The organism is Streptomyces sp. NPDC087428 (assembly GCF_044744085.1).
Taxonomy (GTDB): domain Bacteria; phylum Actinomycetota; class Actinomycetes; order Streptomycetales; family Streptomycetaceae; genus Streptomyces.
The window spans coordinates 88,324-114,198 of sequence record NZ_JBIUXR010000011.1 but is presented as its reverse complement, the minus strand read 5'-3'; the positions used below and the strand labels follow the sequence as shown (position 1 = coordinate 114,198).

The following is a 25,875-nucleotide window of genomic DNA, read 5'->3' as shown; positions in this document are numbered from 1 at the left end:
GTCGGACGATGCATGATCACTTCAGGATGGCCCAAGCCCCATGAGCTGGTTCGAATCCTTCGTCCTCGGCCTCGTTCAGGGACTGACCGAGTTCCTGCCGATCTCCTCCAGCGCGCATCTGCGGCTCACCGCGGCGTTCGCCGGCTGGCACGATCCGGGGGCGGCGTTCACCGCCATCACCCAGATCGGCACGGAAGCCGCAGTCCTCATCTACTTCCGGAAGGACATCGTCCGGATCGTCGGGGCGTGGTTCAAGTCGCTGACGAACCGTGCGATGCGGAGCGACCACGACGCGCAGATGGGCTGGCTGGTCATCGTCGGCTCCATCCCGATCGGCGTACTGGGCGTGACGTTCAAGGACCAGATCGAGGGCCCGTTCCGCGACCTGCGGCTGATCGCCACCACGCTGATCGTGATGGGTATCGTCCTCGGCGTCGCCGACCGCATGGCCGCCCGTGACGAGACCGGTGGCAAGCACCGGGCGATCAGGGAGCGCAAGTCCCTGAAGGAACTGGGCATCAAGGACGGCCTGATCTTCGGCTTCTGCCAGGCGATGGCCCTGATCCCGGGCGTCTCCCGCTCCGGCGCCACGATCAGCGGCGGCCTGCTGATGGGCTACACCCGCGAGGCGGCGGCCCGTTACTCGTTCCTGCTCGCCGTCCCCGCGGTGCTGGCCTCCGGCGTCTTCGAGCTGAAGGACGCGGGCGAGGGACATGTGGCCTGGGGTCCGACGATCTTCGCGACGTTCATCGCGTTCGGTGTGGGCTACGTGGTCATCGCCTGGTTCATGAAGTTCATTACCACCAAGAGCTTCATGCCGTTCGTCATCTACCGCGTCCTGCTCGGCCTGGCCCTGTTCGCGTTGGTGGCGGCGGGTGTGCTGAGCCCGCACGCGGGTGAGTCGGCGGGCTGACCGAGGTTCGCCGAGCGGCGGTCACGACGGCCTGCGCAGCCTTCTGGACGCGGTCCTCCAGATGAACCGGGCCGGGGGCCCGTGTCGCCGCCTCCCGCATGTCTCCCCCAGGGGAAGGGGACACCGTTCGCTCGACGGGAGGCGCCGGGAACGAAGCGATGTCCTAATCCCTGACCTTGAGGAATCGCATCCGGGTTGCGCCGTTGCTGTCGGTGCCGCCGGCCTCGGCGTTGGAGATCTTGCCGCCGGTGAGGACGAACATCAGGTGCAGGCGGACCGTCCGGGGGCCGGAGGCGACCGTGTACTCGGTCATGATGTGTGTGGTTCCGCCTTGCTGCTCCTGCCTCTCCGCGTTGATCGCCGCGATCTGGGTGAAGCTCGTCAGGAGGGTGTCCGTGCTCTCGTCCCTGAGCCAGCCGATGATGTAGCCGCTGCCGCCGGTGGCGGAACCGAGCGCGTACCGCACATCACTGTCGATGTGGTACACCCCGGCTTCCGGGAGCACGATGTCGGACTCGGGGATCGGGACGTCGGTACCGGTCCGGGCCAGGAGGTTGGCGTTCTGCCGCTCGGCGTTGCGGAACGCGCTCACCGGCGTGAGGCGGGCGCCGATCTCCCATGTCCCGGGGCAGCCGGGCGTGCCGGTGACGTCGATGTCCACCGACCGTTCGAGGCTGCTGTTGCCGCCGGGAGCGATACCCGTCAGGTCGATCCGCGGCACAAGCAGCCCACCGGTCGTGTTCCGTGCGGCATTGCACGGGGACGGGTCCAGAGCAGGCGTGTCGGGCGCGTACAGACACCCGTCGCTGCCTCGGGTGATGGCGTTGCCCCGGTCGGTGGAGATGCACGGGGGCCGGGCGGTGGCGCATCCGTCCTGGCAGGAGGCGACCGGGATGACCGGCGGGACCGCGGCATAGGGAGTGGCCGAGCCGTCGAGGGTGTCGGTCGTGCAGGTGACCGTGCCGTCGCAGTCGCGGCAGGTCGTACGGAGGAACGGCCGGCCACAGCCCGGGGCGGCCGCCTGGACGGTGAGGACGAAGCTGTCGACGGTCCACTGCTTGGGGCCGACTCGGCAGGTGTCGTCGTTGCCTGTTTCCAGGTTGAGCTCGACGACGATCCTTCCCGCGAGGACGTCCGCGAGGGGCACGGTGGTCGGAGGGATGACGCCGTTGTCGTCACCGCCCGCCGGCAGATCGGGTGGGCCGAGGAGATCGGTGCGGACCGGGGCCGTACCGTTCCACAGGGCGAAGCGGCCGTAGAGCTGGCAGGCCGTGCTCCTGCCGTCGTTGTGGACATGGACCGAGGCGCTGATCGTGACGCTGGTGGGGTTGCCGCGCAGCGCCGTGGGATCGATGTGCACGACACCGGCGAGCCAGGTGTGCTGGCCGTTGTGCGACCCGTCATCGGCCGGGAACGTCCCCGTGCCGCTGTTCAGGATGGTCTGGGCGACGACAGGGTCCAGCGCGGCATGGGTGTTGGCGATGGTGTAGTACGGCGTCGGGTCGGTGCTGCTCGCGGTCGCTGCGACCCGGTACGGCGCGGAGTCGCGCAGTGGGATCGTCTCGCAGTGCTCGTACGGCTTGGAGCCGGGACAGGCAGCGGGGGGACAGGCCGGCTTGGAGGGCTGACAGTCGCCGATGGCGATGGGGGGCTGCCCGCAGCCGCATCCACTCATGGGTCAACTCCTTTGGTGTGGTGGGGTGGTAGCAGTGGCGGCGCGCGCCCTGCCCGCTCTTGACGCGGTTGGTGCACGAGGGGGATGGCGCGCCCGCTCGTCGGCCGATGCGGATGAAAGGCGTTCTGGGTCAGGTGCGTTGAGGGACATCGGCGGACCTGAAGTCGACCGGTCAACCGGAGAGCGGAAGGGAACCCATCGGGCGGACGGCTCGCCGCGCCGTCCACTGATATGACGTCGATCGTCATCCAGCTACGTGTTCTCGCAGCCAGTCGCGTCTCTCGGGCGGGAAAAAGCGGCCGCGTCGGCCCCTCTTCACGATTCTGTTACTGGCACTGGGCAATCCGCATTGTGTGCTCGGACATGGACCTGAAGCTCAGCCAACTGTCCTCTTCTTCGCCATCCCTAATGTACTATCCCGTGATCTGTCGGGCATTAACCCGTTAGAGTGGCCGATTTCACCGCCGAGGTGGCCGAAGGGGCGACCGGCGTGTTGTGGTGTGCGGCCATAAGCGGATGTGCGTCAGAGGGTGTTCACGCGGCGAAACGCGAGGGCAATCACTGCCCCTCGGAACGGCGGGAGGGTGCGCACACATCGGGGTTCGCGGCCCGTGGTGCGTAGATCATCCAAGTGGCCCCGGGGAGAGAGACCGTGGCGCGCAGGGGATACGGCACAGGCAAGCACGAGTCGTCCATACCGGACGAGGAGTGGGAGCTGTTCCTACGAGAGCCGGAGTCCGGGTCGGGCGGTGCGCCCGCCCGAGGAACCCGGAGAACCCGACCGCCGCCCGGGACTCCGCCCTGCCCAACAACCGAAATCACACCGTGCACGCCGTGGCTGGAGACCGGTGACGCCGCCTCATCACAACCGAAACGGCGAAGCGGGGCGAGGCCTGGAGGCTCATAGTGATGGCACGGCCCCTCGCCGCGTGTCCCGGTTCACGGGGCCAGGGCCGGGCCCGGACCTGTTGAGGTCCGGGCCCGCAGGACCACGGAGCGGAGTTGTGTCAGCTCGGCTGGTCGCCGGTGTACCGGTAGATGGCGTCGGCGGGATCGACGCCCCAGACGTTCGTCCAGGAGCCCACCGCGATGCCCTTGATGCTGCCGTTGATGCTCTTCCACGAGTTCGAGGCGTCCTGGCCCCCGGTGTACCGGAAGACCTGGTTGCCGCTCTTGCCCCCGCCAAGTGTTCAGTAGCGGGGCAGCGCCTCGGCCACGGCGATCTGGGAGAGTGCGATGGTGGTCCGTCCGTCCTCGATGTCCCACAGCGTGTTCTGCAGCAGCCGAGCCAGGGTCCAGCCGGCCGCGCGCCGACGGTCCAGCCCGAGTGCCTCGGTCAGCAGGTCGAAGCGGCGCCGCACCATCCGGGGAACGTCCCCGGTGGCGTGGAGCTTCTCCCAGCCGGTGTCCAGCGCCGGCCACAGGTCGAAGCCCGGATCGCCGACCAGGGGTTCGGGGTCGATGGCCAGCCACGGCTCGCGCTCGGCGGCGAGCACGTTGTCGTAGTGCAGGTCCCAGTGCAGCATCCGGTCGCCGGGCTCACCGGCCAGCTCGGTGACTGTCGACGCCCAGCCGTGCAGCCGCCGCTGGTCCTCGGTGCCCGGCAGGGCGGCGGCGGCCGCCGGCACGGACGCCAGCATGTCGCGCGCGACGTCACGGAGGCCGCGCAGGCCCTCGGGCGCCGAGACGGAATGCAGCCGGGCCATGAGTCCGGCCAAGGCGCTCATGGCCACGTCGTCGTCCTCGACGGAAGCCAGGGTGCGTGAGCCGTCCAGGCGTTCCAGCAGCACGGCGCCGCTCTGCGAGTCGTGGTCGAGCAGCCGCACGATGCCGTCGCCTTGCCACGCCCGCAGCCCGATCAGCGCGGCGGTCGTCTCCTCGCGGGGCATCTGGAGTTTGAGCGCGGCGCGGGTGCCGTCCGTGCGGCGCACCGGCACCACCAGCGAGGCCTCGCCGGACCTGGTGCCGCCGTCGTGCTCCAGTTCCCATCGGTCGAGCAGCTCCGCCACCAGCGCGGGCAACCGGGCGATCCAGGTGCGTTCCTCTTCGCCACCGTTCCTCGTGTACGACGCCACCAGGGCGTCAGGTACTTCGATACCCTGCGGCGAACTCATGTGGGGTCCTTCGGAGGAGTGGGCTTCCCACCGCGACCACGGGTATGGCCGAGGGGCATGCGGCAGCTGCTTCGGGGATGCGGATCTCGTGGAAGGTTCTGTCACGGAGCATGGCCTTGTCGAAGACCTCCTTGCCGACTGGGTCAGTCCGTACCCGTGATGGGCGCCCTTGCCGACGTCCGTGCCGAGGAAGACGCCCACACTGCCGATGTCGAACCTCGCACCCTTCCACCGGAGTTGGACGGTGTCGGCCTCGGCAGTCGCGTCGTACGCGCGCACCCACGCCAGAAAGACCTGTGGCCCGCGAACTGTCCGGTCAGTGCGCCGGACCGGGCGGTGACCGGGCTCCGATCAGCGGCTCGGACGGCACCTTCCGGGCGCGGTGACACCCCCCAGGTGCCTTCGACAGGGACACACAGTCATGCCGGGCCCGGAGGCCGGCGGCCCCATTGCAGGACCGCGAAAATCACCACGGGGGCCGAGCGCGCGCCGTCCGCACCCGCGGCGGCGCCGGAGCCGTCAGGAGTGCTGCGCGTCGCCGGTACTGGGGCCGTAGCGGGCGAGCATGGTCGTGACCGCCTCGTCGACGGCGTGGCCGACGTCGACAGGTGCGGGGCTCCAGTCGGCGAGCAGCATCCGCGGCCACAGGACGTAGTTGGCGATCATGCCGAGGAACTGGTTGGTGGCGCTCTCCGCGTCAGGTACCACCGCAGCGCCCGCGACATGCTCGGCCTCCAGGTAGTGCTGGACGGAGATGAAGTAGGGCAGCTTGCCCAGCTCGAACTGAGCCCGTCCCAGTTCCGGGAAGCGCGGCAGTTCGGCGATGACGATGCGGAAGAGAGCCGCCATCGCGGGCCGGCCGATCAGGTCGGCGTACTGGCGGCCGATCGAGCTCAGGCCCGCGCGCAGGTCACCGGGCGGCGTCGCGGGCGCCGCCGGATCCGGCCCGCCCTTCCAGTACTCGGTGACGATGGCCTCGAAAAGCGCCGCCTTGGTGGGGAACTGCTTGAACAGCGTGGACTTCGAGACGACCGCTTCCTCCGCGATCTTCGCCAGCGAGGTCCCGTCATATCCCCGTTCCAGGAACAGCTTCGTGGCCGCTGCGGTGATCGCCTCGCGCTTGCGCTGAGCGAGTCGTTGATGGTGCGCGGAGAGTCCTGCGGTCATGGACCCCAGTATGACCCATCACGAGGCGAGTCACTTGACTCGCCACTGTGCGGGTGTTTACGTGGACAGGGATGCGAGTCGCTCGACTCGCATCCGGCCGGCCGGGAGCACTTCGGCCGGAGTCGTTCCGTTCCCCAAGGAGAAGCACTCATGGATTCAGGCAAGGTCGCATTGGTGACCGGCGGCAATCGCGGGCTGGGCCGGGCCACGGCGCAGGCGCTGGCCCGGCACGGGCTGCGCGTCATCGTCACCCACCGAGGCGACGCCCAGGAGGCCGAGGAGACGGTCAGGAGCATTCAGGACACCGGCGCCACGGCCGCCGCACTGCGGCTGGACATCAGCGACCTGGCCACCTTCCCCGCCTTCGTCTCCCACCTGGCCGCGCAGCTGGAGCGCTGGGAGGCGACCGGGCTGGACGTCCTGGTCAACAATGCCGGGATCGGGCTGTTCGGACCGCTGGAAGCGGTCACGGTCGACGACTACGACACCGTGATGAACACCAACGTTCGTGGCACGTTCTTCCTCATCCAGGCGCTTGCGCCCGTGCTGGCCGACGGAGGGCGGATCATCAACGTCTCCTCCTCCCTCAGCCGCCACACCAGTGCCGGCACCTCGGTCTACTCGGCCTCCAAGGCAGCGGTCGAGGTTCTCAGCCGGACCTTGGCCCTGGAGCTGGGGGCGCGCAAGATCCGCGTCAACGCCATCGCGCCGGGGCCGACCGCCACCGACTTCAACGGCGGCGCCATGCGGGACGACGCGCGGCTGCGCGAGGGCTTGGGCGCACAGACCGCGCTCGGCCGCGTCGGCGAACCGCAGGAGATCGGCGACGCCATCGCCGCGCTCGCCTCGGAGGACCTGCGATGGGTCACCGCCCAGCGCCTCGAAGTGTCCGGTGGCGCCCTGCTGTAGGGCCCCGCCCACACCATGTGCCCCGCACGGCTGCCGCCGTCACCTCGCCGCGGCCTCCGAGCGGGAGTGACCGGCCAACCCGGCGAGCGTTCCCGGTCAGAGCACCAGCGGTTCTTCAGATGGTGCGGTCAAGGAGAATCCCGGGCCCAGCAGGTGTCCGTGCCTCGCCGTGCCGGGCCGTTGCCGTACGGCTCGGGCGGTGCACCGCCCGGCTCCAACAGTGGCGGGCCTGACCGTGCGAACGGACAGGCCCGCCACCGCGTATCAGGCGGCACCCCGCCTCGCTCCCCTCCTCATCCGGGCTCGTGGACGGTCAAGGGCGGGTGAACAGCGACGCTGGGCCTTTGACCGGGGAAATCCAGTGGTCCCGGCTTGAAAGGCACCCATACCATCCGCCCATGACCGAAAACATCGGGACCGCGGGCAACGAGCATGACGCAGCGGCTGAAAGGGAACTCTCCTGGCGTGCCAAGTCCGTCGGTCTCGCGGCAGTCGACGTGGACGACGCCGAGCTCTTGCACGCCTGGCGATCCGATCCGGTATCCGCCCATGAAATCGGCATCTGGCCGCGCTCCCTCACCGCGATGCGCGAGCGCATCGAGCGTGACAGTGACGACGACGATCGCGACGACTTCCTCGTCCTGCTCCCTGACAGCACCCCTGTCGGCCACACCGCACTGACCGGCCAGAACATCGTCAACGGCACAGCAGAGGTCGAGCTGATGCTGGCTGCTCAGCATCGTGGGCACGGCCACGGCACTGACGCCCTCGACGCTCTGGTGGACCTGGCGTTCGGCGAACTCCCGTTTTACCGCCTCACGGCAGAAACTCACACCGGCAACGCCCCCGCCCTCGCCGTCCTCGCCGGATCCGGCTTCGTACGCGAAGGCACCAGCCGCGCCGCCTGCCTCCATCGCGGCCGCCGCCACGACCTCGCCGTGTTCTCACTGCTCCGCCCCGAATGGGAAGCGCTGAACCGCCCGCGCGCCTGGGACGCCTGACCAGGCGGAGCGCCTTGCCCAGCTCCTGCTCATGTGTGGCTGAGCCGGGCCCGCTCGGCGCTGCATGCCCCGACCGTGCGGAACGATCACCGCGCGTCTGACTGCCGGTCGAGGGATGCCCCGCAGTGTTCGTGCGGAACGGCGCCGCAGGCAGCTGTCGACGCGTCGTGAAGTCAGTCCAGGCCGTTCGCCCATGCCGTCAGCGCGGCAAAATCGTCGTTGACAAGGCCGTGTCGGGGATCGATCCGGTGCAGCAGGGCGGGACCGCGGTGCCGGCACTTCACCCAGGCGCGATCGGCGTCTGTGATCTCGTCGTCGATCCAGGCAAACGCCCGGCCTTTCGCCCACGCGACGATCTCCGGTGTCTTCCAGAACACGCCGCCACCGGGCTCGACCCGCGGCGAGGGCCAGGGAATGAAGGGCAGCTCGGGCAATCCCAGGACTGGCGCGATGAACGCGTTGGCTTCCTCCTCCCACGTGGTCGCCCACACCAAGTCGAAGGGAAGCGCCTCCAACGCCGGGCCGTGATCCGGGTTGAGCCACACCCGCAGCGGCTTCACGGGCTCGTTCGGCTGCCCCCACTCGGTCAGCCGGCGCCGCTCAGCCGCCTCCCAGCGAGGCGTCAGCATGCGGTGCGTGCGGTAGCCCTCGGGCCGGCGGTGCGCCTTCGCGGCATACGGATTCAGCGGTCCGTCCACATCCACCAACAGCACTGGCCGCACCGGCTCACCCTCCCCTGGTCCGCGTCGCACAGTACCGGCCGGTGACAGGACCGCCGAGTGAAATTCGGGCACGTCCGGAAGCCGGTGGCGGTTCTGCGGCGCGAGGGTGCGGAAGCGGTCCACAGGGGCCGATCACCGAATCATCCATACGCAAGGTGCACGGAACCCGGACGAGCGGTTGTACGCGTGGCCGACGGCAGTCAGCGCTCTCGCGCGTTGAAGCGGGCGATCCGCGGGGACAACTCCAGCAGGCTCTCCACACGAAAGGCGGGAAGCCGCTCGGCGTCCTCGCTGTGCCACTGGATCCTCGCCCAGGGGCCGCGGTGCACGAGCGCCGTGAGCATCCCCGCTGCGACAGCGGGTGCGAGGTCGTTGTCGACGCGGTCGCCGACGTACAGGATCTCGCCGGGGTCGGCCGGAACGATGTCGGCGACGCGCACGAAGAACTCGGGGTCCGGCTTGCTCGCACCCCAGTCGTCCGACGTGCCGATCAGGTCCACGTCCGGGGTGAAGAGCGTCCGGAGGATGCGGCCCGCGTGTGTCGTCTGGTTCCCCGCGATGCCCAGCCACAGGCCGTCCGCCCGCAGTGCCTTCAGGGAGTCGCGGACGTCGGGGTACAGGTCGGACTCGTCGAAGTACTCGGGCAGGCCGGCATCGGCGCGGGCCTGTCGCTGCTCGGCGAGGTCGAAACCCGGCCGGAACTCCTGGAACACCTCCCGGTAGTCCCGGCCTTGGGCGATGACGGCCCCGAACACGGCGGCGAACGTGTGCCGCGGGACGCCGAGCCAGTCAGCCCAGACGCCGTACTCGCGGGTCTCGTCCACCAGGCACTCACCGACGTCGAATACGACTGCGCGAATCATGCACCGATCCTACTTGGGCGCATTGTCCCGACGACCTCGTATCCTGTGTGCCATGCCCACTCCCCCTGCGCCCGGCGCCGACGTGCGTTCGCTTGCCGCGGTGAACGCGGATATCCGCGCGCTCTGGCAGCAGGGCCGCGGGCGGTTGACGCCCGAGGGGCGCCGGGAGTACGAGCGGCTCCTCGCCGAGTGGGCGGCCGTCGTCCGGGGCGACACGGCCGAGGCGGCATGACGGACTCCGGATCGGACTCCGGTCGGCCTGCGACAGGGTGCTCGCCATGACTGAGCTCGGACCCGTCGCCTGGCCGCCTGCCGCGATACGGACCGAACGGCTCACGCTCCGCACGCCCTTGGCCGGGGACCGAGCGGCGTTCATCGAGCTGTTCGCCTCGCCGGAGGTGCACCTCTACCTCGGTGCCCCCCGGCCCCGTGACGAGCTCGAGCGCGTAATGCCCCGGGTACCCGCCGAGCGGCGCCCCGGCCTCTTCGTGATCGACCTCGGCGGCGCGATGATCGGCCTGGTCACGCTCGACCGCCGCGACCCGGGGCGTCCGGGGCACCTCCGTCCGGATGCCGGGGAGGCCGAGCTCGGGTACATGTTCCTGCCGGAGGCGTGGGGGCACGGGTACGCCGCCGAGGCGTGCACGGCGGCGCTCGACTGGTTCGCCGACGCGCTTCCCGGCGAGCCGGTGGTGCTCTGCGCCCAGACCGCGAACCACCGCTCGGTGAACCTCGCGGCGAAGCTGGGGTTCACCGAGGTGGAGCGGTTCGAGGAGTACGGGGCCGAGCAGTGGTTCGGTGTGCGGCCCGCCGGCACGCCGTCCGGTTGAGCTCGCCGGCCCTCCCCTCACCCCCGGCCTACGGCTTCAACGACCGGATCGTCGACCCGACTTGCTTGCCCTTCGCGGTTGTCTGAAGCGGGCAATCCGTTCAGGCATGGCGACGGCCGCGCCGACGGAACGTGTACAGGCACAGGGCTCCGGCGGCGGCCAGCACGGCGCCGGTGCCGGCGATCAGCGGGGTCGTGGAGCTGCCGCCCGTCTCCGCCAGGTTCCCGGTGCCGGCGCCGCTCTTCTCCGCGTGGTCGTCCGGCGCGTCGGCGTCGGTGCCCTTCTCGGAGGCGGGGGCTCCCTCGCCGCCCTGCGCCTTCGGGTCGGGCGCGGCGGTGTTGCCCTGCTCGGAGGATCCGGCGTCGGCGGGGGCGGGTACGCCGCCGAGGCTGACCGATACGGTGGCCGACCCGCTCCCGGACCGGCCGACCTTGACCCGGACCTTGTTCGCCGTGTCGGTCAGCGAAGTGATGGCGTCCTCTTTCCCCTTCCCCTGGCCCGGAGTGGGGTCGATGAGCCGGGAGGAGTTGTAGTTGCCCTCGGGCACCCGATAGGCGTGCACGCCCTCGATCACCGCGTCGAGGTTGCCGTCCTCGTCGTCGGTGTAGGACGGGTCCTCGTGGCGGTACTCCACGACGAGCCTGTCCTTGCCCAGCGGAATGTCGAGGGCCCGGACGCCTCCGGCCGCGCCGCCGTAGAGCGGGCCGAGGGTGAAGGTGGCGGACTTCTTCACGGTGACGGCCTGGCCGCCGGGGAGCCAGGAGCGGCTGATCAGCTCGGGCGCGGCGAAGCCGACGCCGACGCCACCGCCACCCATCGGGGACTTGCCGCTGTACCCCTCTCCGGCGGTGCAGCGGCCGAGGTCACCGGCCGGGCACTCATCGCGCTCGTGGTGGCTGTAGCCCTGGTTGTGCCCGAACTCGTGGACCGTGGCGGCCTTGCTGGTCCTGCCGTCCTCGCCTGTCTGGAGCCAGGTGTTCGGACCGGGTACGGAGCCGAGTCCGGACCAGCCGCAGTCGCTTCCGGCACCCGGCTGCAGAACGGAGATGCTGTCGTAGTCCTCCTTCTCGGTGTAGCCGTCCGCCAGTACGGCCGCCCTGGCCGCCTTGTTCACGGCTCCGGCGTCGCACGGGTTCTGCGGCAGGTCGAGTTCGTACGGTCCGACGACTTCGTCCTCGGCGGCCGGGACGTAGGTGAAGGCTCCCTGGGAGACCTTGGTGTAGTAGCCGGCGATCGACTGGGAACCGTCGAAGTACTCCTTCCTGGCGTCCTTCTTGACCGCCTCGGCGTCGGAGTGCTTGACGTCCTTGAAGTCGACCACGACCACGAGTACCCGGTTCCTGGCCGGGTTCTCGTCGGCGGCGTGGGCGGGGACGGCCGTGCCGACGGCGGCGAGCACGGCGGCGGTGGCCGCGGCGGTGGCGAGTCCCGTACGGGCGCGCTTGTGCATGGGGGGTCCTTGGGGATCGGTGGAACGTTGCAGGGGTGGGGAGTGCCGCCGCCCGGACCCGTCCCGCGACTTTGCCGATCCTTTACCCAAGGCCGCGCCAGGGGGCGCCCACCGCCACATCCCGGCGCCGCCGGTCAGCCACTGCGACCGGGCCTACGTTGTCCACCGCGGCACCGGATGCCCGCGACGCCGTCAGCCGGACGCGGGCAGTACGGCGAGGTTGCCGTCGAACAGCGCTCCGTCGTAGCGGAAGCCGAACGAAGGGGAGGCGTAGTAGTGGTGGTTGGTGCCGATGTCCGTGGTGTGCCGCAGGCCGTCGGCGGCGTTCGCCCAGTCGTTCAGCCCCAGGTACATCCGGTCGCCCTGCTGCCTGAACCGCGCCTCACCGCTCCCCTCCTCCTCCCACAACCCCCACAGCTGATGGGCGTCCGCGGGCGCGCAGTCCGTCTGGACGACCGGGGCGTCGTCGGCCTCGGTCCCCTGGTTGGCCAGGCACTTGCCGGTCCCGGCGTTGCGTATCTGCAGCCGCCCGTCATCGCCCGGTCGCAGCAGGTCCCACACCTGGTGGCGACTCCCGTCGCAGGGCGCCTCCCGGGCCTGGACGCCCGCGGCCGTACTGCCGCGGGGGATCTCCATGCACCGGCCGGTGGAGGCGAGCCGGAGCCGGGTGCGGTCCTCCGCCTTCGGCAGCCACACGGGCGGGGCCGGCGGAACGGAGGGCGAAGGGCTCGCGGTGGTACGCGGGGAGCCCGTGGCGGGGGTGGGGCGGCCCCGGGGACCGGGTGACACCGGGGTGGTGGCCGCCGTTGTGCGCCCGGGGTCTCCGCCGGGCGCGGGCGAGGCCGCCGGAGCCCCCTCGCCCCGGTCCAGGAGGAGCAGGCCGCCGGCCACCAGGGCGGACGCGGTGACCACTGCGGCGCCAAGAAGGGCGAGCTTTCCGCCCGTCGTGGACGCGGCGGCACCCGCTCCACCGCTCGTCGAACCCGCCGCCGCGCCACCGGCCGCCGCTCCCAACTGGGCGTCGAGACAGGCCCGGCCACCCCACAGCAGCAGCCCGGCCGACAGGACGGCCCCCAAACGCCGGTCCAGGTGAGCGAGTTCATCGAGCGCCCGTCGGCAGTCCCCGCAGTCCGCCAGATGCCGGCCCAGCCGTCGGTCACGCCGGGATCCGCGGCGGACGGCCGCGGCGAGCAGGGAACCGTGGCGCCGGCACTCCTCGCTCCGGCTGCCGCTCTCGGCGTGTGCGCGGAGATACGCCTCACGCAGCCCTTCCCGGGCCCTCGCGGTGAGCGAGGTGACGCCGCTGGCGCTCATGCCCAGCAGTACGCCGATCCGTTCGGCGGACTCGCCCTCCACGACGCTGTGCCACAGGACCGCCTGCCAGCGCTCGGACAGGGTGTGGAAGCCGCGGACGATCATGTCCCGGTCCTCCAGCGCGATCATCCGCTCCTCGCCCCCGGCGTGCTCCGCTCCCCCGGCGTCCGCGGTGACGGCCGTTCGTCCGTCGAGCCACTGCTCGAAGTCCTCGCTCAACTCGGTGCGCCGTTCGGTGGCCGCCCATTCCCCGGCGGTGTGCCGCACCACGGTGAGCAGGTACGGCCGCCAGGCGGCTTCGGGCCCCGCGCCGGACCGCACGACGCGCAGGACACGGGCGAACGCCTCCGAGGCGAGATCCTCGGCGGTGTGCGGTTCGCGGGCGAAGGTACGGGCGTAGCCGAGGACGGCCGCATGGTGGCGCCGGTACAACTCGGCAAGTGCGGCCTTGTCCCCCGCCTTGCGTACTTCGGCGCCGAGTTCGGCGTCCGAGCGGCTGTCGGTGGGCCCTGTCCGGCCCGCAGGCCGGTCCGGCCTGGCGTGCATACCCGTCATTCGTACGCCTTGTCCTGGGTGCTCGTCCGTCCACGCTTCGCCGCCCCAACGGGACCACGGAGTGGCGTCCCGGGCGGGGCCGGCACTTCGGCGGGCCCCGGGCACGGCTCACCGTAGTGCCCCTTCACGGTCGGCCCCAGCGCCTTGTTCACCGCCCATACGGCAGCAAATCCGCAGCCCGCAGGTCCGTCGCAGCCTGGCTCCGACGGAGGCCGAGGAGGTGCTCGACCCGTGCGCGGAGCAGGGAGGCCGTTCCCGGGCGCGAAGCGGTGGCGCGCGTCGCGGTGCACCGTCCGCGACGGCGCCGCGTGAGCTGTCGCAGCGGGGAAGAGCCCGACACCTTCACCCCTTGGTCACAACTCCGCCACTTCCGGAGCATGTGGATCCATGACCGTGGCCGGTGTGGCTACGGTCGGCTCTCCACGAACTCCGGGGGGACCCATGACGCACAATCCGCCGCCGCAGCCGCCGCCCTGGGGCCCGCCGCCCGAGCCCACCGGGCCCAACCCCTACGTGTCACCGCCGCCCGCCCGGAACCGGCCGGGGTGGACGAGGAAGCGGGTCATCATTCCCGCGGCGGTCGTTCTCTTCACCGTGGGTGTCGGTATCGGCGCCTCCGATGACGGCACCCGGACGGAGAAGGCCGCCGCCGCGAAGGCCGTGCCTGCGGCAACCGTGACGGCCACGGTGACCGCGACGGAATCGGCCGAGCCCCTGCCCGCCGTCACCGAGACCGTCACCGCGGAGCCGAAGCCGGTGCCGACCGTCACGAAGACGAAGACCGTCAGGGTCACCGTCGCGCCCGACTCCGGCTCCTCCGGCGGGTCCGGTACGTCAGGCGGCTCGGGGTCGGGTGGAGGTGGCGATTCGGCGTACTACGCGAACTGCACCGCTGTCCGCGCCGCCGGCGCCGCCCCCGTCCACGCCGGGGAACCCGGCTACGGGCGGCATCTCGACCGCGACGGTGACGGGGTCGCCTGCGAATAGGCGTTCCGCGGCAGCGCGAAGGGCAACCGGCGCCGGCCCGCGTACGTCACCGGCGGGCCGCGGGCACGAACTCCCGGATCGCCAGGGCCAGCCGCTCCGGCTGGTCCAGCGGGACGAGCGTGCGGCTGTCCGCGATCTCGGTCAGCCGCCCCTGCGGGAGCAGCTCCGCGAGGCGTCGGCCGTGTTCGGGCGGCATCACGCGGTCCCCGGCGGCCCAGACGACGAGCGCGGGCCGGCCGAAGGACGGCAGGGCCTCGGCCGCCTCGGCCAGCCTGCGGGCATCCGCGTCCGCCGCCCGCAGTGTCCGGACCGCATCGCGGCGGATGCCGGGGCGGGTCATGACGGGCCGCGTCCAGCGCCGGGTGGCCGCGTCGCCGCGCTCGGTCAGCCGGCCGAACGCGATCGGGAGGCGGCGGACCGCCCGCAGCCGCATCTGCTGCATGAACAGGCCGAAGAGCCGGGGCGAGAGCTTCCCGGCGAGCGCGAGGGCCGTTCCCGTCACGCGTGCCGGGTAGTTGTCGAACGCCTCGCAGGAGACGAGCACGACCCGCCCCACCCGGGCGGCACGGTCGCCGCCTCCTTCACCGATGAGCAGTTGGACGAGGGCCCCGCCGGTGTCGTTGCCGACGAGTGTGACGTCCCGCAGGTCCAGGCGGTCGAGGAATTCGGCGACCAGCCGGGCCGTCCCCAGGAGCGACAGGTCGGCGTCCGCGCGCATCGGGTGAAGGTGCGCGCCCAGCGGCAGCGTCGGCGCCAGGCACCGGTGACCGGCGGACAGCCCGGCGACCGTTGCGTCCCACAGGGACGCATCCATCATCAGCCCGTGCAGCAGGACCACCGCGGGGCCGTCGCCGCCGGTGTCCTCGTAGGCGATCGTCCCGGCGGACAGGCCGATCTCCTTCATGACCGCCGGGCTGGCGACGCGTCCGCGGCGGCGGGCTCCCCGGCGGGCACCGGGTCGAGCAGGTGGCGGTGCAGGAAGGACAGCTCCGCCCGGAGCGCCGGTTCGTGCTCGTCCAGGAACGGCGCGTAGTGCCCGCCGGGGAAGCGGACCAGTTCGGCCCCGGACGCACGCCCGGCCACCCGGACCGCGGGTTCGCTCAGCGCTGTCCGGTCCTGGTCGCACACGAGGACCAGCAGCGGAACGCGGATCCGTGGCGCGTCGCGGCCGGGCCGGTAGAGGGTGATGCCGAGCACCGAGCGGGCGGCGATCACCTGCTGCCATTCCGGGTACCGGTTGCCCGGGTTGAGAACCCTGTCGCTGTCGACGCTGTCCGGCGTGGTGAGCATCGCGACGGTGCCCGGCCGGCCCGCGAGCGGCACCAGCACGGGGCGCCTGCCGAGGAGGGCGCCCGCCGCGTCCCGCAGGACCGTGCCGGTGAGCCGCAGCATGGCGAGCGGCTTCTGACAGCGCGTCGCGTTGCGGGAGCAGGCCGGCCCGTCGGCGTTGGGCGTCTGGGCGACGGCGGCCGCCAGCTGCGGGTTGCGGGCCGCCACGCGCAGGACGTGACCGCCGGACAGGGAGAAACCCCAGATCGCGATCCGGGCCGGATCGACGCCCGGGAGGGTCGCGGCGCGGTCGACCGCCGACTGCCAGTCGGCGAGCTGGTCCTTGACGCGCACGACCTGGCGCGGCAGGCCGCCGCTCTCGCCGAGGTACCGGTAGTCGAAGGCGAGGACCGTGAATCCGGCTTCGTGGAACCGCGCGGCGAACAGGTCGGTGCCAGGCTCCTTGGTCACCCCGCCGCCGCCGGCCATGATCACGCAGCCGCCGTTCGTTCCCGGGTAGTGCCAGGCGGCGCATTCGGTGCCGTCGACGGCGAATCGGATTTTCTGGCGTTCTGCGGGCGTACGCATGACGACCTCCGGATGGGCGGGATTCATCTCCCTCCCAAAAGTGAACCACGTGGTTCACAACGTGTCCATCGCTTACGTGGCGCCTGCCCCGCGGCCCGCCGGGCAGGCGCCGTCACTCCTCGGCGGCCTCCTCGCGCTCCAGCGCACGCACCAGCCCCTCGAACCCGGCGGCGACCCCGGCGGTGTCTCCGCTGGTCCGGGCGTCCACCAGGAAGCCGCGGAGCGTGGCGAGGACCATCTCGGCGACCTCCAGCTTGCGGCGCGCGGACCAGTGCTCCGGACAGACGGCGAGCAGGGTGGGCAGATACTGCTGGGACGCCTCGCGGCCGAGTGCGGCGTAGCGTTCCGAGTCGTACATCGCCAGGCCGATGGCCTGGTCGAGGACCCGCGCGTCCTCGCTGACCAGGATGGGCCAGATCGCGCGCACCCAGTCGCCCAGCGACCGGCGGACCTCTCCTTCGGTGGCGGCGGCCAGCGCCTTGGCGATGCGGTGGCCGCGCAGTTGGAGGACCGCCTGCACGAGCAGGTCGTCGGCCCCGTCGAAGTGGTACAGGAGCACCTTGTGCGTGGTGCCCGCCGCGCGTGCGGCGCGCCGCAGCGAGAAGTCCACGAGCCCGTTGGCCGCGAGATCCTCGGTGACCCGGTCGAGCAGTTCCCGGCGCCGGGCCTCACCGCGCGGGGACCCCGCCGATCGCCGGTAGCCCGCTCGTTCCGGTGAGCCTTCGTCGGCAGAGATGTTCATGCCGACAGCTTCCATGATGCGCCGCGCCCGCACAGCCGGGGGCGCACGCGGGACGGCCGGAGGTCACGGGACGGGCGCCCCCGGCACCGGACTGCCCCCGTGTCCGCCGGAGCGGGCACGGGGGCAGTCCGGACCTCGGCCGGGGTGCCGTCACTCGGTCTCGACGAAAGGCGGAAGATCGGGTTCGACGAACAGCCCCTGGTAACGCGGTGTCGGTACGGCCTCGACACGGCCCGGGGCCTCGGCCGCCGAGCCCGCCGCGCTCTCGTCCGAGCGCCGCTGAACCTGGCGGGTCGGGGTATCAGCCATCGGGTCTCCTGTACATCGCAGTTGCTGTGAGAGCCCCGCGCCGACCGGTCCGTGGACAGCGGCGACGACGGGGGTGTGGCATCGTCCCGGTCCCACACCCACCAGGGCACCGGTATCCGACGAGACTTGCAGAGACTATCCGTTGCCGCCGGTCCGGCCGTCGGCACCGTCGCCGGTGCGCCCCGTGTTCGCCTTCACGGCCGCATCAGTAAGCGACGACCGCCCACACCAGCGCTGCCGCGACGGCCGCCGCGTAGCAGCCGACGGCAGCCCGCACGACGGACACGCGGGTGTGTGGGCTCCACGATGTCATGACCAGGAGGCGTACCAGTACCGGGAGCACCAGGACGGCGTGGAGGCTGACGCCGTGCAGGGGCTTGAGCGATGCCGTGGAGGCGTATCCGGCCAACTGGTGCCCGGTGCGGGTCAGATACACGCCACGCGCGATCATGGCCGCACCCGACAGCAGCCCGATGACGAGAATCCCGCACCCCGCGCGCAGCGCGAGCGCCATGCCGGGCGGTCCGCCGGGCCGGCGGAGGAACGCCGCGGCCGAGAGCGTGGACAGGATGACGACCAGTGCTCCCCCGCCGACGGCCAGCGTCATGGACACCCCCGTGTCGAAGGGGGTCTCCATGTTGAAGTGGGACGGCACGCGGCGCCACGCCTGCACGGTGATTCCGGCGACCTCCAGTACGCAGTCCGCGGCGAACGTCCCCAGCAGCGCGGTCCGGGTGCGTGCACCGATCCGCAGGTACGAGGAGACCCAGGTGATCGCGGTGAGCGTCAGCCCGAAGGAGAGGCCGAAGGTGACGGGTTTGCGCCAGGACAGCGGGCCGTCCCAGGAGCCGCCGTCGACGACGAGGACGACGAGGTGCACCAGTCCCGACGCGATGAGCACGGCCCCCGTCGCGTAGCAGAGCCCTTCGACCGGCCGCGCCTTGCGCAGGCCGTGCGAAGGGGTGGGCGGGCCGGGGGCGTGGCTGCCCGCCCGTCCGGCCGGGGCTGTCGCTGTCGTCCGGTTCTCCATGGTGCGCAGGATCCCCCGGCGCGCGTCGCGGCGTCGTCGTACGCCGGAGGGCTGTGGCCGTACGCCCGGTGGAGTAGCGGGGGGCCGGAACCGACGTACGCCCGGTGGCGTGGCGGGTGCCGGCCCGCGCGCCGCCTCACCGGTCGGCGCGGTCCTCCTGCCACTGGGCGTACGGGACACGGGAGATCTCCCGCACGCCTCCGAAGGTGCCCCACTCGTCCTTGCCGAGGCGGGTCAGCGGGCGCAGCCTGGCGGCTTCCGGATGCCCGTCCGTCATGACGTCCTCGTCGACCGCGGCATGCACCACACGGCCGAGGACGACGGTGGAGTCGCCGAGCAGGACCGTGCTGTGCAGTTCGCATTCGAGGGCGACCGGCGATCCCGCCACCCGCGGGGGCTTCACCTTCAGGCTGGGTTCCGGTTCGACGCCCACGGCCGTGAACTCGCTGACGCCCCGGGGGAAGTCGGTCGCGGTCGCGTTGATCTGCTCGAAGAGGTGCTCCGGGGCGAAGTTGACCACGAAGGAGCCGGTCGCCTCGATATTGCGCAGCGAGTCCTTGCGCCCGACCGAGGTGAACTGGACGACGGGCGGGCTCACGCAGGCGATCGTGAAGAAGGAGTGCGGTGCGAGGTTGGCCGTCTCGCCGTCCGGGGTGACGGTGGAGACCCAGGCGATGGGCCGGGGAACGACCACGGCGGTGAGCAGCCGGTAGAACGTGCCCCGGTCCGTGCACTGGGGGTCGAAGTCGATGCGCATGCCGCCGAGTATGCCGCGCGGCGTACGGCAGGACGACGACAGGCCCTACGCTTCCGTCTCCCCCGGGCCCTCGGTGCCGAACTGCTCGGCGCGCAGCGCGAGGTCCTGCAGCACATCCGCCGACGACACATCCGTCTGACCCGAGTCGTGGACCTGTGCCAGCATCGCGAACGCCAGGGTGAACGCTCCGACCAACTGTTCCACCGCGCCCCCGACCTCACGGCCGACCAGCCCCACCACATCCTCGATCGTGGCGTCCTCGGGGATCGCGATCCGCGGCATGGTCTCGTTCAGGAGGGCGGTCACCACGGTCGAGTCGTTGCTCGGGTCACCTCGGTCCGGGCTCTCCTCCAAGAGCCTGCGCATCTCGCCCGCCTCTGTGAGGATGCCGATCACACGCTTCACGACTTCGCTCTGCTCCATCCCGCGAGCATAGGTGCAGGCGCCGCAGCAGACGAGGACAAGAGCGTCCATTTCATTCGTGATCTCCGCGCGTTGTGCTGTCGCCTCGGCACGGCCGTGGTTCCATGTGCCGCGCGGACCACCGGATACGGCCGGTCTCCGGGCCGTGGCCGCGTGCGTCGGCCGCCGCCGTACCGTGCCGGGAGGCCCTCCTCCGGCCCGCGCCGTAGCGTACGAAGTACGTCCCCGGCGCGCACGTGCCGGGCCGGCACACGTACCAGCGGACTCCGGAGCCAGCCATGACCAGCAGCGCGCTTCCCGTGATCGCCGGGGTCGACGGTTCCTCGCCCGCCCGTGAGGCTATGGACTGGGCGGCCCGCGAGGCGCTCGTCCGGGGGCTTCCGCTGGTGGTCGTGCACGCGGTCCGGCACACCCGGCGGGCCGGCCAGGAGGCGCAGCAGCGCGAGGCGGAGGAACTGCTCACGGAGTCCGTCCGCCGGGTGAACGAGATCGCTCCCGGGCTGCGCCCCACGACACTCGCGCCGCTCGACTTCCCGGCGGCGGCGCTGACGGCGCTCGGCCGCGCGGCGTCGATGGTGGTGGTCGGCTCGCGCGGGCTCGGCGGCTTCCGCTCGCTGATGCTGGGTTCCAACAGCCTGGCGACCGCGTCCATGGCCCGGTGCCCGGTGGTCGTCGTCCACGGAGGGCGGCCGCCGGAGGACCCGGAGGGGACGGCGGAGGTCTTCCAGGACGTCGTCGCGGGCGTGGCCGCGGACGAGAGCAGCGAATCGGTGCTGGAGTTCGCCTTCGAGGCGGCCGCCTCGCGCCCCGGTGCGCGGCTGCGGATCGTGCACGGCTGGACGATGTTCTCCTCGATGCTGTCCGGCGGGCCGGCGTTCGACCGGGACGCTGCGGCCGACTCCGCCGAGCGCACCCTCGCCGAGCTGACGGCGGGCCGGCGGGAGGAGTACCCGCAGGTCGAGGTCGTGAAGGAGCCCGTCAACGGCTCCGCGTCGCACACACTCGTCGCGGCGTCGGCGACCGCGGCCCTGACGGTGATCGGCCGGCGCAGGGGTGGTGAGTCCCTCGGTCTCGGCCTCTCCCCGGTGGCGCAGACCACGCTCACACACGCGCGGGGCCCGGTGGCCGTGGTCCCCGGCTGACGCCGCCGTCCGGCGCCCGGCCTCGGCCGCGGCGCCGTCCCCGCGCGGCCGTCGCGGGGCTGCCGCGTGTGCACGGCACTTGGCCCCTGACGCCCGTGGGCACAGACTGACCCGATGACGCAGCGTGTGGACCTCTCGACCGTGATGGACCGGATCTCCATCGATGCAGTGATCACCGGCTACGCGGTGGCGGTGGACGACGGCGAATGGGCCGACTACCAAGCACTGTTCACCTCTGACGGCCGCGCCGACTACCGCACCGCGGGCGGCATCGAAGGGCCCGCATCCGAGGTCGCGCAATGGCTCTCGCAGACCATGCTGCTCTTTCCCGTGAGGCAGCATCTGATCGTCAACCGCCGCCTCGACCTCCAGGATCTCGGCGGCTATCCGGGCGACGGCGCCCAGGTGCAGGCCGACTACATGAACCCGATGCGGCTCGGGAACGACGCCGGGAACGCCGGGAACGCCGAGGACACAGCACCCGCGACCGCGCCGAACTTCGTGTCCGGCGGGCGGTACGCCTTCGACCTGGTCCGCACGGACAGCGGCTGGCGGATCCGGGGGGTGACCGTTCACGAGAAGTGGCGGAGCATGACGGGTGCCCTCGCCGCCGGCTGATCCGCGCCGGTCCGCTTCCGCTGCCCCACACTGGGGGAGAACAGGAGGACGGGTCCCCGAAGGTCCCGGTGTTGCGGGCGGGACGATCGCGGGCAGGACAAGGGAGGCGCGGCATGTGGACCGGGGCCGGGCAGCGGCGCGAGTGGGGCGAACGGATACTCGGCTCCCCCCTGTCGCGCGGCGTCGTCGCGCTGTTCGCCGGTGCGCTGCCGGCGCTCGCGTTCCCCGCGCCCGCACTGTGGTGGTTCGCCTATGTCGCCCTGGTGCCCCTGCTGCTGCTGATCAGGTCCGCCGGTACGGGCCGCCGGGCGGCGCTCGACGGGTGGCTCGGCGGGACCGGTTACATGCTGGCCGTGCACCACTGGCTGATGCCGAGTCTCCATGTGTTCATCGTGGTGCTGGCGGCCCTGCTCGGTCTGCTGTGGGCGCCGTGGGGGCTGCTGGTCTCCCGTCTGCTGAGCGGGCGGCTGTCCGCAGGCGCGGTGGTGGCGGCCGTGATCGTGGTCCCGTGCGGCTGGCTGATGATCGAACTGGCCCGCTCCTGGGAGGCGCTGGGCGGCCCCTGGGGGCTGCTGGGCGCGAGCCAGTGGCAGGTGACACCCGCGCTCCGGCTGGCTTCGGTGGGCGGGGTCTGGCTGGTGAGCCTGCTGGTGGTGGCGGTGAACACCGCGCTCACCGTGCTGCTGGTGACCTCGGCCGCCCGTACGGCGGCGGTCGTCTCGCTCGTGGTGGGCGCCGTGGTGGTGGGCACGGTGTGGATGTGGGCGCCGCAGCCGGAGCGTTCAGGGGTGGCGCGGATCGCCGTCGTGCAGCCCGGTGTCATCGAGGGGCCCGGCAGTGTGCAGCGCCGTCTCGCCCGCAGTGAGGAGCTGACGCGCTCGCTGGCGGGACGCGATCTCGACCTGGTCGTGTGGGGCGAGAGCAGCGTCGCGGTGGATCCGGTGCGGCGGCCCGATGTCGCGGCGCGGATCGCGGCGCTGTCGCGGCTGGTGGGCGCGGACGTGCTGGTGAACGTGGACGCCAGGCAGACCGACGCGTCGGGCCGGACCGGGATCTTCAAGAGCGCGGTGCTGGTGGGTCCGCGGGGGCTGACCGGGGACCGTTACGACAAGATGCGGCTGGTTCCCTTCGGCGAGTACGTCCCGGCCCGTGCGGCACTCGGCTGGGCCACCTCGATGGGCAGGGCGGCGGGCGAGGACCGGCTGCGCGGTACGCGGCAGGTGACGATGACGCTGCCCGGCGCGAACGGGCTGCACATCGGCCCGCTGGTCTGTTTCGAGTCCGCGTTTCCCGACATGAGCCGACGGCTGACCCGGGACGGTGCGCAGCTGCTGGTCGCCCAGTCCTCCACCTCGACCTTCCAGCACGGCTGGGCGCCCGCACAGCACGCCTCGCTCGGGGCGCTGCGGGCCGCCGAGAACGGCCGCCCGATGGTGCACGCCACGCTGACGGGTGTCAGCGCGGTGTACGGCCCGCAGGGTGAGCGGATCGGTGCCCCGATCGGTACGGACACGAGTGGCGCCGCGGTGTTCGGCGTCCCGATGGCCGGCGGCACCACGCTGTATGTCCGGCTGGGTGACTGGCCGTTGTACGGCGCCCTGGCTGTCCTGGCCGCCTTCTGCGCCTTCGAAGGGGTGCGGTCCGTGCGCGGCAGGCCCGGTACGCCCGTACCGGTGGGTGCGGTGACCGCGGGTGTCGCGGACGGCGGGGCGGCGTCCGTACAGGCCGCCCGTCCGGTGGCGGAGTCCCGGACAGGGGCCGCGCAGTGTGACCCGTGAGGGTGCGTGCCGCCTCGTGGGTGATGGCGTCCTGGGTGGTGTGCGTTCAGAACGTGTTCCGGCCCGGACCGTTCACGGAGACGATGTCGCCCATCGCGTCGACGGTGAGCGCGATCCGTTCGACCTTGTTGGTCACGCCCAGCACCAGCCACACCACGCCCCACAGGAAACAGCTGAAGACCGTCAGGACGGCGTGCAGCACGTGGTTCAGGGGACGGCCCCGGACCATGACGACCTGGGTCTCCGAGCGGGTCTCCACGCGCCAGCCGCTCGCGATCCGCTGACTGACCGCCCAGTCGAGGATCAGGGCGCGCTGCATGGCGTCGGGCGGGCGGCCGTCCGCCGAGTAGTAGCCGGGCGGGGGCTGGAGCGCACTCCAGCCCTGGGGCTCGTGGCGGGGTTTCACGAGGTCACCTCCACGGGCCGACGGCCCATCTCCTCAGCCTGCATCGGCCCCGGTCCGCGCGCATCCGGAGGACCGGCGGGCGGGAACGGGGCCACCCCCGCGCGAGGCCCTACGCGCAGTCGAGGTCACGCAGGATGCGCTCGCACAGCTCGTGCGTCTCCAGCGCGTCCCTGGCGCTCAGCGGCCTTCCGGCCCGCACGGAGTCCAGGAACGACAGCACGCTCTGCTCGATGCCGCGCTGACGGGCCACCGGCACCCAGTCGCCGCGCCGCCGTACGCTCGGCTGGCCCTTGTGGTCGATCACCTCGGCGAGGTTGACGACCTCGCGCTTGGAGTCCTGGCCGGAGACCTCCAGCCGTTCCTCGGTCGAGCCGCTGAGCCGGTTCATCGCGCCGATGGCGGTGAACCCGTCGCCGGACAGCTGGAGCACGACGTGGTGCATCAGGCCGTCGCGGATCCTGGCCTGTACGACGGTGTGCTCGACCGGCCCGGGTACCAGGAAGCGCAGGGTGTCGACCACGTGGATGAAGTCGTCGAGGACCATGGTCCTCGGTTCCTCCGGCAGTCCGACGCGGTTCTTCTGCATGAGGATCAGCTCGCGCGGGTGCTCGGCGCACTGGGCGTAGCCGGGCGCCACCCGGCGGTTGAAGCCGACGGCGAGACCGACACCGCGTGCCTCGGCCAGTTCCACCAGGCGCTCGGAATCCGCGAATCCGTACGCGAGCGGCTTGTCGACATAGGTGGGGACGCCCGCCTCGATCAGCCGCCGGGTGATCTCCGGATGCACGGCGGTCGGCGCGTGCACGAACGCCGCGTCCAGCCCCTGGGCGAGCAGCGATTCGAGGTCGGTGTGGCGCTGAGCGGCCGGGATCCGGTGGGCCTCCGCGACGGTGGCCAGAGTGGCGGGGGTGCGGGTCTGCAGGTGCAGTTCGACCCCCGGCAGGGTGGCGAGCACCGGCAGATAGGCCTTCTGCGCGATGTCGCCGAGCCCGATGCAGCCGACCTTCACAGGGTCTCCTTCTCGCTGTTCAACGCCGTGCGTCGCGGTTCCCGTCCGTGGTGGTCCACCGCGGTTGTACCGGCGCGTCCTTCGTCCCGGCAGCATACGTGGGCTGCGGAGGGCGCCAGTCGGCGATGCCGTCGAAGGTGCGCAGGACGAGGCCCGGTCCGAGCCGGGAGACCGTGGACATCAGGAAGTCGCGCACCGCGACGGACACCGGCCCGGACAGGCACATCAGCCGTGAGACCTGTGCCGCCTTGCGGACGACGGCGGTGGTACGGGGCAGCCGGCCGGCGGTGTACGCGGCGAGGCCCGCGCCCAGGTCCGCACCCGGTGCCACGTGGTGGGCGAGCACGATCGCGTCCTCGATGGCCTGGTTGCCGCCCTGGCCCAGCGTGGGGGCCATGGCGTGGGCGGCGTCCCCGACGAGCACCGCGCGGCCCCGGTGGAAGGCGGGCAGCGGGTCGGTCATCTGGTACACGTCGTTACGGAGGACACCTCCGGGTTCGGCGGCGGCGATGATCCCGGGGATGGGCCGGTGCCAGTCGCCGAACCGGCGCCGCAGTTCCGCGCGCTCGTCGTCGGCGGCCCGCGCACCCGCCGGGGCGACTGCGGCCGCGTACGCGTAGATCCGGCCGTCCTTGAGCGGCTGGGTGCCCCAGAGCGCGCCACGGCCCCAGGTCTCGTGCGGGGCGAAGGGTTCGGCGGGCGCGGGGACCAGGACACGCCAGGTGGTGAAGCCCGCGTACGACGGGCCGGGGTGGTCCGGGAAGAGCGCGCCCCGTACGGCCGAGTGGACGCCGTCGGCGCCGATCACTAGCTCGGCCTCCATGTCCCCGTCCGGAGTGCCGATGACGGCGGGCCGGCCGCCCGCGGTGCCCGGGTCCACGAGGTGGGCGCGGCAGCCGGTGCGGACGGCGGAGCCGGGGAGCCCGGCGGCGACGCGGTCGATCAGGGTGGCCCGGTGCAGCAGGACGAGCGGGCCGCCGAACCGTTCGGCCGCCGCGGTGCTGTCGGTCCTGGAGAGCCAGCGGCCGTCCGGTGAGCGCATGCCGCCCTCGCCCTGCCAGGCGGCGAGGGACCTGATCTCGTCGCCGAGCCCGATGACGTCCAGGGCGCGCTGAGCGTTGGGGGCGAGGCTGATTGCGGCGCCGACGGGCTCCAGCGCGTCGGCCCGTTCCAGCACGGTGACCTGCCAGCCGGACCGGTGGAGGGCCACCGCCGCGGTGAGACCGCCGATTCCGCTGCCGATGACGACCGCACGGGGCGTGTCCATGGCTCCTCCTCGTTCCCGGTTCTTCGGCGTTCCCTGG

Annotated in this window: 26 protein-coding genes and 1 pseudogene; 9 read left to right on the top strand and 18 right to left on the bottom strand. The window is 71.9% G+C overall.

Annotation, left to right across the window (positions count from 1 at the left end):
- Positions 1 to 40 precede the first annotated feature (40 nt).
- Positions 41 to 913, top strand: coding sequence for an undecaprenyl-diphosphate phosphatase (locus tag ACIO3R_RS24125; RefSeq protein WP_385355506.1), 873 nt, complete (start codon positions 41 to 43; stop codon positions 911 to 913).
- Positions 914 to 1,076: 163 nt separating this feature from the next.
- Here ACIO3R_RS24125 and ACIO3R_RS24120 read toward each other — a convergent pair whose 3' ends face one another.
- The 4 genes and pseudogenes from ACIO3R_RS24120 to ACIO3R_RS24105 all read right to left on the bottom strand — a co-directional run bounded on the left by ACIO3R_RS24120 (position 1,077) and on the right by ACIO3R_RS24105 (position 5,869).
- Complete coding sequence (locus ACIO3R_RS24120) at positions 1,077 to 2,588, bottom strand: hypothetical protein (protein WP_385034923.1); 1,512 nt, start codon at positions 2,586 to 2,588, stop codon at positions 1,077 to 1,079.
- Between the two features lie 1,007 nt (positions 2,589 to 3,595).
- Positions 3,596 to 3,748: pseudogene (locus ACIO3R_RS24115) on the bottom strand (tectonin domain-containing protein); the annotation flags it as partial.
- Positions 3,749 to 3,778: 30 nt separating this feature from the next.
- Entirely contained in the window at positions 3,779 to 4,702 is a 924-nt protein-coding gene (locus ACIO3R_RS24110; RefSeq protein ID WP_402108569.1) for an aminoglycoside phosphotransferase family protein, read from the bottom strand.
- Between the two features lie 519 nt (positions 4,703 to 5,221).
- Positions 5,222 to 5,869 (bottom strand): TetR/AcrR family transcriptional regulator, encoded by a 648-nt coding sequence (locus ACIO3R_RS24105; protein WP_385034927.1) that lies wholly within the window; start codon positions 5,867 to 5,869, stop codon positions 5,222 to 5,224.
- Between the two features lie 150 nt (positions 5,870 to 6,019).
- On the opposite strand from ACIO3R_RS24105, the gene ACIO3R_RS24100 reads away from it, so the two are divergent.
- Complete coding sequence (locus ACIO3R_RS24100) at positions 6,020 to 6,778, top strand: SDR family NAD(P)-dependent oxidoreductase (RefSeq protein WP_402108564.1); 759 nt, start codon at positions 6,020 to 6,022, stop codon at positions 6,776 to 6,778.
- A 398-nt stretch (positions 6,779 to 7,176) separates the two neighbouring features.
- Positions 7,177 to 7,779 (top strand): GNAT family N-acetyltransferase, encoded by a 603-nt coding sequence (locus tag ACIO3R_RS24095; protein WP_402108562.1) that lies wholly within the window; start codon positions 7,177 to 7,179, stop codon positions 7,777 to 7,779.
- Positions 7,780 to 7,952: 173 nt separating this feature from the next.
- Here the strand turns inward: ACIO3R_RS24095 and ACIO3R_RS24090 are convergent, their stop codons facing one another.
- Both ACIO3R_RS24090 and ACIO3R_RS24085 read right to left on the bottom strand, forming a co-directional pair.
- Complete coding sequence (locus tag ACIO3R_RS24090) at positions 7,953 to 8,492, bottom strand: hypothetical protein (protein ID WP_385034953.1); 540 nt, start codon at positions 8,490 to 8,492, stop codon at positions 7,953 to 7,955.
- 209 nt (positions 8,493 to 8,701) lie between these two features.
- On the bottom strand, positions 8,702 to 9,364 hold the full coding sequence (locus ACIO3R_RS24085) for an HAD family hydrolase (protein ID WP_385034933.1): 663 nt from the start codon (positions 9,362 to 9,364) through the stop codon (positions 8,702 to 8,704).
- A 52-nt stretch (positions 9,365 to 9,416) separates the two neighbouring features.
- Here ACIO3R_RS24085 and ACIO3R_RS24080 point away from each other — a divergent pair, with 52 nt between their 5' ends.
- Positions 9,417 to 9,596, top strand: coding sequence for a hypothetical protein (locus tag ACIO3R_RS24080; RefSeq protein WP_385034935.1), 180 nt, complete (start codon positions 9,417 to 9,419; stop codon positions 9,594 to 9,596).
- A gap of 46 nt (positions 9,597 to 9,642) precedes the next feature.
- Positions 9,643 to 10,194 carry a GNAT family N-acetyltransferase gene (locus ACIO3R_RS24075; RefSeq protein ID WP_402108559.1) on the top strand — a complete coding sequence of 184 codons (552 nt, stop codon included), beginning with the start codon at positions 9,643 to 9,645 and terminating at the stop codon, positions 10,192 to 10,194.
- A gap of 100 nt (positions 10,195 to 10,294) precedes the next feature.
- Here ACIO3R_RS24075 and ACIO3R_RS24070 read toward each other — a convergent pair whose 3' ends face one another.
- The gene (locus tag ACIO3R_RS24070; RefSeq protein WP_402108557.1) at positions 10,295 to 11,644 is read right to left on the bottom strand and encodes an LAETG motif-containing sortase-dependent surface protein; all 1,350 of its coding nucleotides are present in this window, start codon (positions 11,642 to 11,644) and stop codon (positions 10,295 to 10,297) included.
- 192 nt (positions 11,645 to 11,836) lie between these two features.
- The gene (locus ACIO3R_RS24065) at positions 11,837 to 13,513 is read right to left on the bottom strand and encodes a sigma-70 family RNA polymerase sigma factor (RefSeq protein ID WP_402108554.1); all 1,677 of its coding nucleotides are present in this window, start codon (positions 13,511 to 13,513) and stop codon (positions 11,837 to 11,839) included.
- A gap of 441 nt (positions 13,514 to 13,954) precedes the next feature.
- On the opposite strand from ACIO3R_RS24065, the gene ACIO3R_RS24060 reads away from it, so the two are divergent.
- Positions 13,955 to 14,500 carry an excalibur calcium-binding domain-containing protein gene (locus ACIO3R_RS24060; protein WP_402108553.1) on the top strand — a complete coding sequence of 182 codons (546 nt, stop codon included), beginning with the start codon at positions 13,955 to 13,957 and terminating at the stop codon, positions 14,498 to 14,500.
- Between the two features lie 46 nt (positions 14,501 to 14,546).
- Here the strand turns inward: ACIO3R_RS24060 and ACIO3R_RS24055 are convergent, their stop codons facing one another.
- The 7 genes from ACIO3R_RS24055 to ACIO3R_RS24025 all read right to left on the bottom strand — a co-directional run bounded on the left by ACIO3R_RS24055 (position 14,547) and on the right by ACIO3R_RS24025 (position 19,618).
- Positions 14,547 to 15,404, bottom strand: coding sequence for an alpha/beta fold hydrolase (locus tag ACIO3R_RS24055; protein WP_385034945.1), 858 nt, complete (start codon positions 15,402 to 15,404; stop codon positions 14,547 to 14,549).
- Entirely contained in the window at positions 15,401 to 16,384 is a 984-nt protein-coding gene (locus ACIO3R_RS24050; protein WP_385034947.1) for an alpha/beta hydrolase, read from the bottom strand. Before ACIO3R_RS24050 ends, ACIO3R_RS24055 begins: the two co-directional genes overlap by 4 nt.
- 85 nt (positions 16,385 to 16,469) lie before the next feature.
- Complete coding sequence (locus ACIO3R_RS24045) at positions 16,470 to 17,099, bottom strand: TetR/AcrR family transcriptional regulator (protein WP_385034949.1); 630 nt, start codon at positions 17,097 to 17,099, stop codon at positions 16,470 to 16,472.
- Positions 17,100 to 17,249: 150 nt separating this feature from the next.
- Positions 17,250 to 17,408, bottom strand: coding sequence for a hypothetical protein (locus tag ACIO3R_RS24040; protein ID WP_362960929.1), 159 nt, complete (start codon positions 17,406 to 17,408; stop codon positions 17,250 to 17,252).
- Positions 17,409 to 17,613: 205 nt separating this feature from the next.
- The gene (locus ACIO3R_RS24035; protein WP_385039076.1) at positions 17,614 to 18,438 is read right to left on the bottom strand and encodes a hypothetical protein; all 825 of its coding nucleotides are present in this window, start codon (positions 18,436 to 18,438) and stop codon (positions 17,614 to 17,616) included.
- A gap of 136 nt (positions 18,439 to 18,574) precedes the next feature.
- Entirely contained in the window at positions 18,575 to 19,195 is a 621-nt protein-coding gene (locus ACIO3R_RS24030) for a flavin reductase family protein (protein WP_402108549.1), read from the bottom strand.
- A gap of 45 nt (positions 19,196 to 19,240) precedes the next feature.
- Complete coding sequence (locus ACIO3R_RS24025) at positions 19,241 to 19,618, bottom strand: hypothetical protein (RefSeq protein WP_123469641.1); 378 nt, start codon at positions 19,616 to 19,618, stop codon at positions 19,241 to 19,243.
- Between the two features lie 278 nt (positions 19,619 to 19,896).
- Between ACIO3R_RS24025 and ACIO3R_RS24020 the strand changes: the two genes are divergently transcribed.
- From ACIO3R_RS24020 to lnt, 3 genes are all read left to right on the top strand, one after another.
- The gene (locus ACIO3R_RS24020; protein WP_402108546.1) at positions 19,897 to 20,760 is read left to right on the top strand and encodes a universal stress protein; all 864 of its coding nucleotides are present in this window, start codon (positions 19,897 to 19,899) and stop codon (positions 20,758 to 20,760) included.
- Between the two features lie 114 nt (positions 20,761 to 20,874).
- Complete coding sequence (locus tag ACIO3R_RS24015) at positions 20,875 to 21,378, top strand: nuclear transport factor 2 family protein (RefSeq protein WP_402108544.1); 504 nt, start codon at positions 20,875 to 20,877, stop codon at positions 21,376 to 21,378.
- A gap of 113 nt (positions 21,379 to 21,491) precedes the next feature.
- Positions 21,492 to 23,156, top strand: coding sequence for an apolipoprotein N-acyltransferase (gene lnt / locus ACIO3R_RS24010; RefSeq protein ID WP_402108543.1), 1,665 nt, complete (start codon positions 21,492 to 21,494; stop codon positions 23,154 to 23,156).
- A 46-nt stretch (positions 23,157 to 23,202) separates the two neighbouring features.
- On the opposite strand, the gene ACIO3R_RS24005 is transcribed toward lnt, so the two are convergent.
- The 3 genes from ACIO3R_RS24005 to ACIO3R_RS23995 form a co-directional block, all read right to left on the bottom strand.
- Positions 23,203 to 23,562, bottom strand: a complete 360-nt coding sequence (locus tag ACIO3R_RS24005) for a hypothetical protein (RefSeq protein WP_385039061.1) — start codon at positions 23,560 to 23,562, stop codon at positions 23,203 to 23,205.
- Positions 23,563 to 23,671: 109 nt separating this feature from the next.
- Positions 23,672 to 24,571 carry a Gfo/Idh/MocA family protein gene (locus ACIO3R_RS24000; RefSeq protein WP_385352017.1) on the bottom strand — a complete coding sequence of 300 codons (900 nt, stop codon included), beginning with the start codon at positions 24,569 to 24,571 and terminating at the stop codon, positions 23,672 to 23,674.
- A 19-nt stretch (positions 24,572 to 24,590) separates the two neighbouring features.
- A complete protein-coding gene (locus ACIO3R_RS23995; RefSeq protein ID WP_402108540.1) occupies positions 24,591 to 25,838 on the bottom strand; it encodes an FAD-dependent monooxygenase in 1,248 nt (415 codons plus the stop codon).
- Between the last annotated feature and the right edge of the window lie 37 nt (positions 25,839 to 25,875).

Coding starts and splice junctions, on each gene's coding strand:
- ACIO3R_RS24125 (WP_385355506.1), top strand. CDS start 41: ATGAGCTGGTTCGAATCCTTCGTCCTCGGCCTCGTTCAGGGACTGACC.
- ACIO3R_RS24120 (WP_385034923.1), bottom strand. CDS start 2,588: ATGAGTGGATGCGGCTGCGGGCAGCCCCCCATCGCCATCGGCGACTGT.
- ACIO3R_RS24110 (WP_402108569.1), bottom strand. CDS start 4,702: ATGAGTTCGCCGCAGGGTATCGAAGTACCTGACGCCCTGGTGGCGTCG.
- ACIO3R_RS24105 (WP_385034927.1), bottom strand. CDS start 5,869: ATGACCGCAGGACTCTCCGCGCACCATCAACGACTCGCTCAGCGCAAG.
- ACIO3R_RS24100 (WP_402108564.1), top strand. CDS start 6,020: ATGGATTCAGGCAAGGTCGCATTGGTGACCGGCGGCAATCGCGGGCTG.
- ACIO3R_RS24095 (WP_402108562.1), top strand. CDS start 7,177: ATGACCGAAAACATCGGGACCGCGGGCAACGAGCATGACGCAGCGGCT.
- ACIO3R_RS24085 (WP_385034933.1), bottom strand. CDS start 9,364: ATGATTCGCGCAGTCGTATTCGACGTCGGTGAGTGCCTGGTGGACGAG.
- ACIO3R_RS24080 (WP_385034935.1), top strand. CDS start 9,417: ATGCCCACTCCCCCTGCGCCCGGCGCCGACGTGCGTTCGCTTGCCGCG.
- ACIO3R_RS24075 (WP_402108559.1), top strand. CDS start 9,643: ATGACTGAGCTCGGACCCGTCGCCTGGCCGCCTGCCGCGATACGGACC.
- ACIO3R_RS24070 (WP_402108557.1), bottom strand. CDS start 11,644: ATGCACAAGCGCGCCCGTACGGGACTCGCCACCGCCGCGGCCACCGCC.
- ACIO3R_RS24065 (WP_402108554.1), bottom strand. CDS start 13,513: ATGACGGGTATGCACGCCAGGCCGGACCGGCCTGCGGGCCGGACAGGG.
- ACIO3R_RS24060 (WP_402108553.1), top strand. CDS start 13,955: ATGACGCACAATCCGCCGCCGCAGCCGCCGCCCTGGGGCCCGCCGCCC.
- ACIO3R_RS24055 (WP_385034945.1), bottom strand. CDS start 15,404: ATGAAGGAGATCGGCCTGTCCGCCGGGACGATCGCCTACGAGGACACC.
- ACIO3R_RS24050 (WP_385034947.1), bottom strand. CDS start 16,384: ATGAATCCCGCCCATCCGGAGGTCGTCATGCGTACGCCCGCAGAACGC.
- ACIO3R_RS24045 (WP_385034949.1), bottom strand. CDS start 17,099: ATGAACATCTCTGCCGACGAAGGCTCACCGGAACGAGCGGGCTACCGG.
- ACIO3R_RS24040 (WP_362960929.1), bottom strand. CDS start 17,408: ATGGCTGATACCCCGACCCGCCAGGTTCAGCGGCGCTCGGACGAGAGC.
- ACIO3R_RS24035 (WP_385039076.1), bottom strand. CDS start 18,438: ATGGAGAACCGGACGACAGCGACAGCCCCGGCCGGACGGGCGGGCAGC.
- ACIO3R_RS24030 (WP_402108549.1), bottom strand. CDS start 19,195: ATGCGCATCGACTTCGACCCCCAGTGCACGGACCGGGGCACGTTCTAC.
- ACIO3R_RS24025 (WP_123469641.1), bottom strand. CDS start 19,618: ATGGAGCAGAGCGAAGTCGTGAAGCGTGTGATCGGCATCCTCACAGAG.
- ACIO3R_RS24020 (WP_402108546.1), top strand. CDS start 19,897: ATGACCAGCAGCGCGCTTCCCGTGATCGCCGGGGTCGACGGTTCCTCG.
- ACIO3R_RS24015 (WP_402108544.1), top strand. CDS start 20,875: ATGACGCAGCGTGTGGACCTCTCGACCGTGATGGACCGGATCTCCATC.
- lnt (WP_402108543.1), top strand. CDS start 21,492: ATGTGGACCGGGGCCGGGCAGCGGCGCGAGTGGGGCGAACGGATACTC.
- ACIO3R_RS23995 (WP_402108540.1), bottom strand. CDS start 25,838: ATGGACACGCCCCGTGCGGTCGTCATCGGCAGCGGAATCGGCGGTCTC.